Annotated in this window: 9 protein-coding genes; 8 read left to right on the top strand and 1 reads right to left on the bottom strand. The window is 67.1% G+C overall.

Annotation, left to right across the window (positions count from 1 at the left end):
* Positions 1-836, bottom strand: an 836-nt coding sequence (locus BRAS3809_RS06065) for an ABC transporter substrate-binding protein (RefSeq protein WP_035655476.1), incomplete at its 3' end; no start/stop codon positions are given.
* 274 nt (positions 837-1,110) lie between these two features.
* On the opposite strand from BRAS3809_RS06065, the gene BRAS3809_RS06060 reads away from it, so the two are divergent.
* The 8 genes from BRAS3809_RS06060 to BRAS3809_RS06025 form a co-directional block, all read left to right on the top strand.
* Positions 1,111-2,241, top strand: coding sequence for a M20/M25/M40 family metallo-hydrolase (locus BRAS3809_RS06060; RefSeq protein ID WP_008961213.1), 1,131 nt, complete (start codon positions 1,111-1,113; stop codon positions 2,239-2,241).
* Positions 2,242-2,723: 482 nt separating this feature from the next.
* The gene (locus tag BRAS3809_RS06055) at positions 2,724-3,665 is read left to right on the top strand and encodes an ABC transporter permease (RefSeq protein ID WP_008961212.1); all 942 of its coding nucleotides are present in this window, start codon (positions 2,724-2,726) and stop codon (positions 3,663-3,665) included.
* Between the two features lie 9 nt (positions 3,666-3,674).
* Positions 3,675-4,565, top strand: a complete 891-nt coding sequence (locus tag BRAS3809_RS06050) for an ABC transporter permease (protein ID WP_008961211.1) — start codon at positions 3,675-3,677, stop codon at positions 4,563-4,565.
* Between the two features lie 110 nt (positions 4,566-4,675).
* Complete coding sequence (locus BRAS3809_RS06045) at positions 4,676-6,322, top strand: ABC transporter ATP-binding protein (protein ID WP_008961210.1); 1,647 nt, start codon at positions 4,676-4,678, stop codon at positions 6,320-6,322.
* A 310-nt stretch (positions 6,323-6,632) separates the two neighbouring features.
* Positions 6,633-8,138: a M81 family metallopeptidase gene (locus BRAS3809_RS06040; RefSeq protein WP_008961209.1), complete on the top strand. Its 1,506-nt coding sequence runs from the start codon at positions 6,633-6,635 to the stop codon at positions 8,136-8,138.
* Between the two features lie 218 nt (positions 8,139-8,356).
* Positions 8,357-9,520, top strand: coding sequence for a M20 aminoacylase family protein (locus tag BRAS3809_RS06035; protein ID WP_008961208.1), 1,164 nt, complete (start codon positions 8,357-8,359; stop codon positions 9,518-9,520).
* A 66-nt stretch (positions 9,521-9,586) separates the two neighbouring features.
* Positions 9,587-11,008, top strand: a complete 1,422-nt coding sequence (locus BRAS3809_RS06030; protein ID WP_008961207.1) for an amidase — start codon at positions 9,587-9,589, stop codon at positions 11,006-11,008.
* Between the two features lie 335 nt (positions 11,009-11,343).
* A partial coding sequence (locus tag BRAS3809_RS06025; RefSeq protein ID WP_035655472.1) for a crotonase/enoyl-CoA hydratase family protein occupies positions 11,344-12,162 on the top strand: 819 nt, incomplete at its 3' end.

The raw sequence follows: 12,162 nt of genomic DNA, 5'->3' as shown, positions 1-12,162 counted from the left end.
AGATCCGGATTGGCCTCGAGCACCGACAGCATGTCGTAGGGAAGATTCTCCATGAAGTCGATGTCGCCGGATTGCAGCGCGTTCACCGCGGTCTGCGCGTCGGCCATCGTGATCCACTCGACACGGTCGACCTTCACCACCTTGCCGCCCGCCGTCCAGCTCGCCGGCTCCTTGCGCGGCACATAGGCGGTGTTCTTTTCGTACACCGCCTTCACGCCCGGCTGGAATTCGCTCTTCACGAATTTGAACGGGCCCGAGCCGATCTGCTCCGGGATCTGCTGGCCCTGCGGCGTCTCGGCGAGGCGCTTGGGCATCATGAACGGCACCAGCGACGACGGCTTGGCGATCGACTCCAGCACCAGGCCGTAAGGCTCCTTCAGCTTGAGCACGATGGTCTTGGCATCCGGCGCCTCCAGGCTCGCCGTGAAGTCCATCAGCTTCTGGCCCATGCCGTCGTTGCGGCCCCAGCGCTTCAGCGAGGCGACGCAATCCTCCGCCGTCACATCGGTGCCGTCATGCCATTTCAAGCCGTCGCGCAGGGTGAAGGTGTAGGTCAGCTTGTCGTCGGAGACCTTCCAGTCCGCCATCTGCGGCTGGACCTTGAAATTCGAATCGGTCGCCAGCAGCGTGTCGTAGACCATGTAGCCGTGGTCGCGGGTGATGTAGGCCGTGGTGAATCCAGGATCGATCACGCGCAGGTCCGAATGCATCACGGCCGTGATCGTCTTCTGGCCGGCGGCCAGCGCCCGTGTGCTCACCGCCGTCGAGGGCGAAAGCATGGCAACGGCGAGGCTGGTGGCGAGCGCCAGACCTTTCCGGCGCGAAATGTGGAACATTACCAGAGTCTCCTAGAGGCGAATGGTTTGACCTGAAACTCATCAGACACAGGTCATTCGTTGTGCGTGCAGATCAATCCTTGTGCGAACTAACACGCTGTAAGTCGAGCGCTTTCGACACTTGCAGAGCGTGCCTTGGGCGTCAATCCGCATTCACTGCATGCCCGCCTCGCCGCAACATGCCGTTAACGCGCGCATAGCTTTCGCTTTACAAGGCGCACGCAAGTGTCGTCTCGTAGCGCGAGATCACGACGAGTCCTCGAAGAGAGCACACATGAATCCATCCGATCTTCCCTTCGATACCGATGCCATGCTGCAGGGCTTGCGCAGCTGGGTGGAGTGCGAGAGTCCGACCTGGGACGCCGCCGCGGTGGAGCGCATGCTGGACCTCGCGGCGCGCGACATGGCGATCTCCGGTGCGACAATCGAGCGCATCGCCGGACGGCAGGGCTTCGCCGGCTGCGTGCGCGCCCGCTTTCCGCATCCGCGACAGGGCGAGCCGGGCATCCTGATCGCCGGCCACATGGATACGGTTCACCCGGTTGGAACACTGGCCAAGCTGCCGTGGCGCCGCGAGGGCAACAGGTGCTACGGGCCGGGCATCTGCGACATGAAGGGCGGCAATTATCTCACGCTGGAAGCGATCCGGCAGCTGATCAAGGCCTCGGTCGCGACGCCGCTGCCGATCACGGTGCTGTTCACGCCGGACGAGGAGGTCGGTACGCCCTCGACGCGCGACATCATCGAGGCCGAAGCGAAGCGCAACAAATACGTGCTGGTGCCCGAGCCGGGCCGTCCCGACAATGGCGTGGTCACCGGGCGCTATGCGATCGCGCGTTTCAATCTCGAAGCCACCGGGCGTCCCAGCCATGCCGGCGCGCGGCTGGCCGCCGGCCGTTCCGCGATCCGGGAAATGGCGCGGCAGATCCTCGCGATCGACGCGATGACCACGGAGGATTGCACCTTCTCGGTCGGCATCGTGCATGGCGGCCAGTGGGTGAATTGCGTGGCCACGACCTGCACCGGCGAGGCACTCAGCATGGCCAAGCGGCAGGCCGATCTCGACCGCGGCGTCGAGCGCATGCTGGCGCTGTCCGGCACGACCGACGATGTCGCGTTCAAGGTCACGCGCGGCGTGACTCGGCCGGTGTGGGAGCCGGATTCCGGAACCATGGCGCTCTACGACACGGCGCGCGGAATCGCCGAGCGGCTCGGCATGTCCCTGCCCCACGGCTCGGCCGGCGGCGGCTCCGACGGCAACTTCACCGGCGCGCTGGGCATTCCCACCCTCGACGGCCTCGGGGTGCGCGGCGCCGACATGCACACTCTGAACGAGTACATCGAGGTCGATAGCCTCGCCGAACGCGGCCGCCTGATGGCCGGCCTGCTGGCGACGCTGGCGTAGGCGAGTGATGGCCGCAGCGTGGGCAAAGCAGCCGCCGCAGGCGGCCGCGTGCCCGCCATCGAGCAGCGGAGCTCACACGAATAGGGTGGGCACGGCGTTACCGCGACCTCGTTCTTGCGAGACCGCACGGCAGCACCTTTGCCCACCCTGCGGCACCGCGCTCAACCATACTGCTGCAAAGCAGCACGGTTTCATTTTCCGGGACAATATCGAGCAAGTGGACAACCGTTCCAGACCGCGCGCATGATGGCATGCGGCTTGCAAAGTTGCGCGCGAACGTTCGCCGCAAAGTGCCGCGACATTGCTCGCAATTGCGATCACGCTGACCAGCGATTTCGTGTGATCCGCATGCACGCGCAGGGCAGCAAACACCGGAGATCTTGATGGCGATGAAACTTGCAAGCAATGACCATCAGTGACATGCAGACTCACTCTCGATATCAGGCGCGCCATCTCCGCACCATGACAACGGTTCTCTCCAGATGATCGGTTATCTGCTTCGCCGCATCCTCGCATCCATCCCGGTGATGGGCGTGGTGGCGCTGTTCGTCTTCCTGCTGCTGCGGCTGACGCCCGGCGATCCCGCCGCGATTCTCGCCGGCGACAACGCCACGCCCGAGCAGCTCGAGCGCATCCGCACCACGCTCGGACTGAACGAGCCGCTCTACATCCAGTTCTTCACCTGGATCAATCAGCTTGTTCATGGCGATCTCGGCGTCTCCCTGATCTCGAAGGTGCCAGTGCTGCAGATGATCGGCCAGCGCATCGAGCCGTCGATCTCGGTCGCGCTGTCCACCATCATCCTGTCGATCCTCGTCGCGGTCCCGCTCGGCGTGATCGCGGCGTGGAAGCACGGCACCTGGATCGACCGCTTCGTCATGGCGCTGTCGGTGCTCGGCTTCTCGGTGCCGGTGTTCGTGATCGGCTACATCCTCATCCAGGTCTTCGCGATCAATCTGCGCTGGGTCCCGGTGCAGGGCTTCAAGAGCCTGAGCGTCGGCTTCGGCCCGTTCTTCGAGCGCATCATCCTGCCGACCTGCGCGCTGTCCTTCATCTACGTCGCGCTGATCGCGCGCATGACGCGCGCCGCCATGCTCGACGTGCTCGGCGAGGACTTCGTGCGCACCGCGCGCGCCAAGGGCGTCAGCGAGGTCGCGGTGCTGCTGCGCCACGCTCTGCGCAACGCAGCCGTGCCGGTCATCACGGTGATCGGCTCGGGTTTCGCGCTCCTGATCTCCGGCGTCGTCGTCACCGAGAGCGTGTTCAACTTGCCCGGCATCGGCCGCCTCACGGTCGACGCGGTGCTGGCGCGCGACTATCCGGTGATCCAGGGCATGATCCTGCTGACGTCGTTCATCTATCTCGCGGTCAATCTCCTGATCGACCTCGCCTATACCATCCTCGATCCACGTATCCGCTACTGAGGCTATCCGATGGCGATCGTCACCGCTCCCGAGCCGTCGATTCCGGTCACCACCCGACTGGGGCCCCGCTTCGGCTTTCTCACCTCCACTCCGATCATCGCCGTGGCGACGGTCTGCCTGACGCTGATCGTGATCGTCTCGATCCTCGCGCCGCTGCTGGCGCCGCATGATCCGGTGCTGCTGGCGCCGGCGCAGCGGCTGAAGCCGGCAAGCGCGCAATTCTGGCTCGGCACCGACGCCTATGGCCGCGACCTGCTGTCGCGCACCATCTATGGCGGCCGCATCTCGCTGCTGGTCGGCGTCGGCGCGGCGGTCATCTCGATCGCGATCGGGCTGGTGATCGGCCTCGTCTCCGGCTTCTTTCGCTGGGTCGACGCCATCATGATGCGGGTGATGGACGGCCTGATGGCGATCCCGAGCATCCTGCTCGCCATCGCCGTGGTGTCGCTGTCCGGCGCCAGCGTCGGCACGGTCATGATCGCGATCACCATCGTCGAGATCCCGCGCGTGGCGCGCCTGGTGCGCTCGGTCGTGCTGACCGCGCGCGAGGAGCCCTATGTCGAGGCCGCGATTTCATTGGGCACATCGATGCCCAAGATCATGTGGCGGCACCTGATGCCGAACACGATCGCGCCGCTGATCGTGCAAGGCACCTACATCTGCGCCGCGGCCATTCTCACTGAGGCGATCCTGTCGTTCCTCGGCGCGGGCATCAGCCCGGAGACGCCGACCTGGGGCAACATCATGGCCGAGGGCCGCTCCTACTTCCAGATCAAGCCGCAGCTCATCTTCTGGCCGGGCCTGCTGCTGTCGATCGCCATCCTCTCGATCAACCTGATCGGCGACGCCGCCCGCGACGCGCTCGACCCGCGCATGAAGCAGCGCGAGGCCGGCAAGTGAAACTGGTTATTCGTCATCGCGAGCGAAGCGACGCGATCCAGGGGCCCCGCCCGGGACTCTGGATTGCTTCGTCGCTTCGCTCCTCGCAATGACGGCGGAGAACTGACCCAATGACCGACACCATCCTCGACATCGACAACCTCGTCGTCACCGTCGGCAAGACGAAGAACCCGAACGGGCCGCGCATCATCGACGGCGTCTCGATCAAGGTCAAGAAAGGCGAGACGCTGTGCGTCGTCGGCGAGAGCGGCTCCGGCAAGTCGGTGACCTCGCTGACCACGATGGGCCTGTTGCCGAAGAACGCGCTGCATCCGGTCAACGGCAGCGTCAAGCTGGTCGACGAGGAACTGCTCACCGCCAGCGATCGCCGGCTGCGCGAGCTGCGCGCCACCAAGATGGCGATGATCTTCCAGGAGCCGATGACCGCGCTCAATCCGGTCGTCCCGGTCGGCCGCCAGATCGACGAAGTGCTGCGCGCGCACACGTCGCTGGATGGCCGGACGCGGCGCAAGCGCATCCTCGACATGATGGAGCAGGTCCACCTGCCCGACGTCGAGCGCATTTTCGGCTCCTACCCGCACCGCCTGTCCGGCGGCCAGCGCCAGCGCATCATGATAGCGATGGCGCTGGTGCTCGAGCCCAAGCTGCTCATTGCCGACGAGCCGACCACCGCGCTCGACGTCACCACGCAGAAGCAGATCCTCTCTTTGATCCGCGAGCTGCAGCGCGACCACGGCACCGCGGTGCTGTTCATCACCCACGACATGGGCGTCGTCGCCGAGATCGCCGACCGCGTCGCGGTCATGCGCCAGGGCCGCCTGGTCGAGACCGGCGCGCTCGACAAGATCCTGCGCGCACCCGAGATGGACTACACGCGCAATTTGCTCTCCTCGGTGCCGAGCCTGATCCCGCGGCCGCCGCGACCCGACAGCACCGAGCCGGTGGTGCTGGAGACCAACGACCTCGGCAAGGTCTATCGCGAGCGCTCGTTCCTCGGCAAAGCACGCGAAGTCGTGGCCGCGCAGAACGTCTCGCTCACCTTGCGCAAGGGCCGCACGCTCGGCATCGTCGGCGAAAGCGGTTCGGGCAAGTCGACCGTGGCGCGCTGCATCGTACGCCTGATCGATCCGACCTCCGGCGGCGTCCGCCTCGCCGGCCACGAGATCTCGATCCTGACGCGGCGGCTCTTGCAGCCGCACCGCAAGCGCATCCAGATCGTGTTCCAGGACCCCTATCGCTCGCTCAACCCGCGCCTGACCGTCGGCGAAAGCATCGCCGAGGGGCCGATCAACTACGGCACGTCGCACGAGAAGGCGATGGCGCGGGCGCGCGAGCTGCTCGAGCTGGTCGGCCTGCCGGCGGACGCGATCTCGCGCTATCCGCACCAGTTCTCCGGCGGCCAGCGCCAGCGCATCGCGATCGCGCGCGCGCTCGCGCTCGATCCGGACGTGCTGGTGGCCGACGAGGCGGTCTCCGCGCTCGACGTGTCGGTGCAGGCGCAGGTGCTGGAGCTGCTCGACGAGATCCAGCGCCGCCTCGGTATCGCGATCCTGTTCATCACGCATGATTTGCGCGTCGCCGCCCAGATCTGCGACGAGGTCGTGGTGATGCAGAAGGGCCGCATCGTCGAGCAGGGCCCGGCCGGGGAGATCCTGACGCATCCGAAGGAGGCCTACACCAAGTCCCTGCTCGACGCCGCCCCCGGCCGGAACTGGGACTTTGCCAATTTCCGCCCGGTGTCGGAAGCGGTGGCTTGACGCCGTCATGTAGGGTGGGCAAAGCGGCCGCCGAAGGCGGCAGCGTGCCCACCGTTGCGCGGCGGACTCAGCGGCGAGACGGTGGGCACGGCGCCACTACTATCATCCCTGGGGAGATAGCGCGGCCGCGCCTTTGCCCACCCTACGGACGTCACTGCGCGATGCCCCGGAATGACGCGCGGAAATAGCTCACCCGGACCGACGCACCGTCATCGTGGCCCGCATGCAAAACGGCATCGCTCCTTCGCTTGCGCGGGCCGCGAGGCGCGGTCTAACGTCGTACGGCAAATCAACGGCCTGAGGCGGAGTGATGACGCGCGTCGCGATCGGCGGTTTCTTGCACGAGACGAATACGTTCGCGCCGACGAAGGCGGGCTACGACGAGTTCATGCATGGCGGCGGCCGCGCGTCGATCGCCGATGCGGCCTCCGTGCTGACGACCATGCGCGGTATCAATGCCGGCCAGGCCGGTTTCATCGCGGTCGCGGAAGCCAATGGCTGGGACATCGTTCCCAGCATCGCCTGCGCGGCGAGCCCCTCCGCACATGTGACCAGGGACGCGTTCGAGCGCATCACGACCGTGATGGTCGACCGCATCAAGGCGGCGCTGCCGCTCGATGGCGTCTATCTCGACCTGCACGGCGCGATGGTGACCGAGCATCTCGACGATGGCGAGGGCGAGATCCTCGCCCGCGTCCGCCAGGCGATCGGCCCCGACGTGCCGCTGGTGGCGAGCCTCGATTTGCACGCCAACGTCACGCCGGAGATGATGGCGCATGCCGACGCGCTGATCGCCTATCGCAAATATCCGCACACCGACATGGCCGACACCGGCCGCGCCTGCGCCGAGCACCTGGCGTTGCTGCTGCGCTCCAAACAGCCGCTGGCGAAGGCGTTCCGGCAGCTGCCGTTCCTGATTCCGATCAGTTGGCAATGCACCAACGATCAGCCGACCAAAGGCATCTACGAGAGGCTCGCCGCGATGCAGAGCGACGCGGTGCCGACATTGTCGTTCGCGCCCGGCTTCCCGGCCGCCGACTTCGCCCATTGCGGGCCGAGCGTGTTCGCCTATGGCCGCACCCAGGCCGATGCGGATGCCGCCGCGGATGCGATTGCGGCGATCGTCGCCGGTCACGAGGGTGATTTCGACGGCCGCATCTACACGCCGGATGAGGGCGTGCGCCACGCGATGACGCTGGCGAAGACCGCGGCCCGCCCGATCGTGATCGCGGACACTCAGGACAATCCGGGCGCCGGGGGCGATTCCGACACCACGGGCATGCTGCGTGCGCTGGTGCGCAACCGCGCCAGCCGCGCCGCGATCGGCATGATCTACGATCCCGCTGCGGCGCTGGCCGCGCATGCGGCCGGCGAAGGCGCGACCGTCACGCTCTCGCTCGGCGGCAAGAGCGGCATCCCCGGCGACGCGCCGTTCGAGGAAAGCTTCATCGTCGAAAAGATCTCCGACGGCCGCTTCATCGCGCCCGGCCCGTTCTACGGCGGCCGCAGGATGGAGATGGGACCGTCCGCGGCCCTGCGCATCGGCGACGTCCGGGTGGTCGTCGCCTCGCACAAGTCACAGCTCGCAGACCAGGAGATGTACCGCTTCGTCGGCATCGAGCCGACCGAGCAGGCGATCCTGGTCAACAAGAGCTCGGTGCACTTCCGCGCCGATTTCGAACCGATTGCCGAGCAGCTGCTGATCTGCGCCGCCCCCGGCGCGATGCCCGCCGATCCCTCCACCCTGCCCTGGGCCCGCCTGCGCCCGGGCATCCGCCTCAAGCCGAACGGCCCGGCCTTCGGGGTCAAAGGATGAGGACTTTGTTGTTCCAGCAGCGGCCTCATGGTTCGAGACGCGCCGAAGACGGCGCTCCTCACCATGAGGGTTTGATATCTCGCTCCACACACCGCCTCATCCTGAGGAGCCCGCCCCTTGGCGGGCGTCTCGAAGGATGGGCCGCAAGCTCGGTCGCAGACCAGTCTCTTTGCACCGCCTCCTGACTGCTCCCTTTTCACTCAACGGACACGCAACCCATGCCCACGATCGACCGCATCCAAGGCTACGCCGACGAGCTCACCGCCATCCGCCGCGACCTGCACGCGCATCCGGAGATCGGCTTCGAGGAGACGCGCACCTCCGGCATCGTCGCCGAGAAGCTCGCGCAATGGGGCATCGAGGTGCATCGCGGCCTCGGCGGCACCGGCGTGATCGGCGTGCTCAAGGGCAAGGGCGACAGCGGCAAGACAATCGGCCTGCGTGCCGACATGGACGCGCTGCCGATGGAGGAGAACACCAACCTGCCCTGGCGCTCGACCATTCCCGGCCGCTTTCACGGCTGCGGCCATGACGGCCATACCACGATGCTGCTCGGCACCGCGCGCTATCTCGCCGAGACGCGCAATTTCGACGGCACCGTGCACTTCATCTTCCAGCCGGCGGAGGAAGGACTCGGCGGCGCGCGCGCGATGATCAAGGACGGGCTGTTCCAGAAATTCCCCTGCGACGAGCTGTACGGCCTGCACAACGCGCCGGACCTGGAGCATGGCGAGATCGCGATCCTGCCCGGCCCGGCGATGGCCGGCGCCGACTTCTTCGATATCAGAATCTCCGGCTATGGCGCCCATGGCGCGATGCCCGAGCGCTCCAAGGACGCGGTGGTGATCGCCACCAGCGTCGCGCAGGCGATCCAGACCATCGTCAGCCGCAACGTCGAGCCGCTGCAGGCCGCCGTGGTCTCGATCACGCAGATCCACGCCGGCTCCGCCTACAACGTCATTCCGGGCGACGCCTGGCTGTGCGGTACCGTGCGCGCGTTCTCCGACAACGTCCGCGCGCTGGTGCGCGAGCGCATGCGCGCGATCTGCGCCGGCATGGCAGCCGCCTTCAACTGCGAGATCGACGTCGACATCCGCGACACGTTCAGCGTCCTGGTGAACCAGGAGGAGCAGTCGAAGGTCGTCGAGGAGGTCGCGCGCACCGTCGTGGACCCGTCAAAGGTGCTGACGCGCTCGACGCCGAAGATGGGCAGCGAGGATTTCGCCGACATGCTGCAGACCATCCCCGGCGCCTATTTCTGGGTCGGCCATGACGGCTCGGTGCCGGTGCACAATCCCGGTTACGTGCTGGACGACAAGATCCTGCCGATCGGCGCCAGCATGTTCGCCCGCATCATCGAGACCCGCCTGGCTGCAGCCTAGTGCCGCATCACGCAGCCCGATGAGCGGCCCGGCGATCGATACGAACTTCGGTGACGGAGGACCAGCATGCACAAGCCCGTGTCTAACGACATCACTTCGCTGCACGACCTCTCCGCCGTCGACCTGATCGCCGGCTACCGTGCGCGCCAGTTCTCGCCATCCGAGGTGATGGACGATGTGCTGGCGCATGTCGCCGTGTGGGAGCCTCACATCAAGGCGCTCTATCTGCTCGACGTCGACGCCGCGCGCGCAGCGGCGAAAGCCTCGACGCAACGCTGGGCCAATGACGAGCCGGCCGGCGTGCTCGACGGCGTGCCGGCGACGGTGAAGGACAACATCGCCACCAAGGGCCAGCCGATGCCGCTCGGCGCGGCCAGCGTCACCCGCACACCGCTCGCGGCCGACGCGCCGCCGGTGGCGCGCCTGCGCGAAGCCGGCGCGATCATCTTCGCCAAGACCACGATGCCCGACTACGGCATGCTGTCGTCGGGCCTGTCGAGCTTTCATCCGCTGACGCGCAATCCGTGGGACCTGCGCATGAACCCCGGCGGCTCCAGCGCCGGCGCGGGTGCTGCCGCCGCCGCGGGCTACGGTCCGCTGCATGTCGGCACCGACATCGGCGGCTCGATCCGGCTGCCGGCGTCGTGGTGCGGTCTCGTTGGCCTCAAGCCGAGCTTCGGCCGCGTGCCGATCGACCCGCCCTATGTCGGCCGCGTCGCAGGTCCCATGACGCGCATCGTCGACGACGCCGCGCTGATGATGAGCGTGCTGTCGAAGCCCGACCGCCGCGACGGCACCAGCCTGCCGCCGTCGGACCTGCACTGGAAGGTCGCCGAGAAGCCGGTGCGCAAGCTGCGCCTCGGCCTGATGCTGGATCTCGGCGGCGTCGGCCAGGCACTGGAGGACCCGGTGCGCGCGACCACGCTCGCTGCGGCGAAGGCCTTCGAGGAGGCCGGCGCCGTGATCAGCGAGGTCAAGGGCTTCCTGACGCGCGAGATGCTCGACGGCCTCGACAATTTCTGGCGCGCGCGGCTGTGGGATGATCTGGCGCGACTGGCGCCCGAGGTGCGCGCGAAGACCCTGCCCTACATCCTGCAATGGGCGGAGCGTGGCGCTGATCTGTCCGGCGTTGAGGTGATCCGCGGCTTCAACGTGACGATGGCGCTGCGCGCGGCCGCGGCCAAGCTGTTCACCGAATACGACTACATCATCTCGCCGGTCTCGCCCGGCGTGAAGTTTCCGGCCGAGTACGCCTCGCCCGTCAACGATCCCGAGAAGCCGTTCGAGCACATCACCTACACCGTGCCCTGGAACATGTCGGAGAACCCGGCCATCTCCGTCAACGCCGGCTACGATTCCGACGGCTTCCCCATCGGCCTGCAGATCGTCGGCCGCCGCTTCGACGATGTCGGCGTGCTCGGCATGGCCAAGACGTTCGAGGGCCTGCGCGGCGAACAGCGGCCGTGGCCGAAGGCGCCGATCGCGTAGCCCGGATGAGCGCAGCGACATCCGGGTTCACCGCAACAGCGCGTGAGACCCCGCATGTCGCTGCGCTCATGCGGGCTACGGCGTCGCCCGCATCGTAGGGTGGGCAAAGGCGCGCCCCACTCGACATCCAACGCCCACCGCTGCTGATCGCGCCGTGCCCACCGCCGCACCATCCGTGGGGCGGTGGGCACGCCGCCGCGCGCGATGCGCACGGCGTCTTTGCCCACCCTACGGAATGTCATACGCACATTGCCGCGTGGCATCGATCGACGCTTGCGCATCTCTTGGGAATGCCGTTTCTAACAACGAGAACAACAACACAGCGGGAGACGCTCATGGCCTACCAGACCATCCTCTACGACGTCGCCGACAAGATCCTCACCATCACGCTGAACCGGCCGGAGAAGCTCAACGCCTTCACCGGCACGATGATGGAGGAGCTGATCGACGCCTTCGACCGCGCCGACAAGGATGACGGCGTGAGAGCGATCATCGTCACCGGATCGGGGCGCGCGTTCTGCGCGGGCGCGGATCTCTCCTCCGGCGCCGACACGTTCGACCGCGACGCCAAGCGCGGGCCGGTGAAGCGCCACGCCGACGGTCGCGTCGACTATTCCGACCCGCAGGTGCGCGACGGCGGCGGCCAGGTGACGCTGCGCATCTTCAAGTCGCTGAAGCCGGTGATCGCCGCGGTGAACGGCCCCGCCGTCGGCATCGGCGTCACCATGCAGCTCGCGATGGACATCCGCATCGCCTCGGAAGCGGCGCGGTTCGGCTTCGTGTTCTCACAGCGCGGCATCGTGCCGGAGGCCGCGTCGAGCTGGTTCCTGCCGCGCATCGTCGGCATCTCGCAGGCGCTGGAATGGTGCTACACCGGCCGCGTCTTCCCGGCGCAGGAAGCGCTCGCCGGCCGCCTCGTCAGCAAGGTCGTGCCGCCGGACGAGTTGCTGCCGACCGCCCGCGCGCTGGCGCGCGAGATCGCCGACAAGACCGCGCCGGTCTCGATCGCGCTGATCCGCCAGATGATGTGGCGCATGATGGGATCAGACGATCCGATGGAAGCGCACAAGGTCGACAGCCGCGGCATCTACGCGCGCGGACGCTCCGATGACGTCAAGGAAGGCGTAGTGTCGTTCCTGGAGAAGCGCCCGGCG

This window comes from Bradyrhizobium sp. STM 3809 (assembly GCF_000239795.1).
GTDB lineage: Bacteria > Pseudomonadota > Alphaproteobacteria > Rhizobiales > Xanthobacteraceae > Bradyrhizobium.
The sequence above is the reverse complement of the archived record's forward strand: the minus strand, read 5'-3'. Positions and strand labels throughout refer to the sequence as shown.

Coding starts and splice junctions, on each gene's coding strand:
- BRAS3809_RS06060 (WP_008961213.1), top strand. CDS start 1,111: ATGAATCCATCCGATCTTCCCTTCGATACCGATGCCATGCTGCAGGGC.
- BRAS3809_RS06055 (WP_008961212.1), top strand. CDS start 2,724: ATGATCGGTTATCTGCTTCGCCGCATCCTCGCATCCATCCCGGTGATG.
- BRAS3809_RS06050 (WP_008961211.1), top strand. CDS start 3,675: ATGGCGATCGTCACCGCTCCCGAGCCGTCGATTCCGGTCACCACCCGA.
- BRAS3809_RS06045 (WP_008961210.1), top strand. CDS start 4,676: ATGACCGACACCATCCTCGACATCGACAACCTCGTCGTCACCGTCGGC.
- BRAS3809_RS06040 (WP_008961209.1), top strand. CDS start 6,633: ATGACGCGCGTCGCGATCGGCGGTTTCTTGCACGAGACGAATACGTTC.
- BRAS3809_RS06035 (WP_008961208.1), top strand. CDS start 8,357: ATGCCCACGATCGACCGCATCCAAGGCTACGCCGACGAGCTCACCGCC.
- BRAS3809_RS06030 (WP_008961207.1), top strand. CDS start 9,587: ATGCACAAGCCCGTGTCTAACGACATCACTTCGCTGCACGACCTCTCC.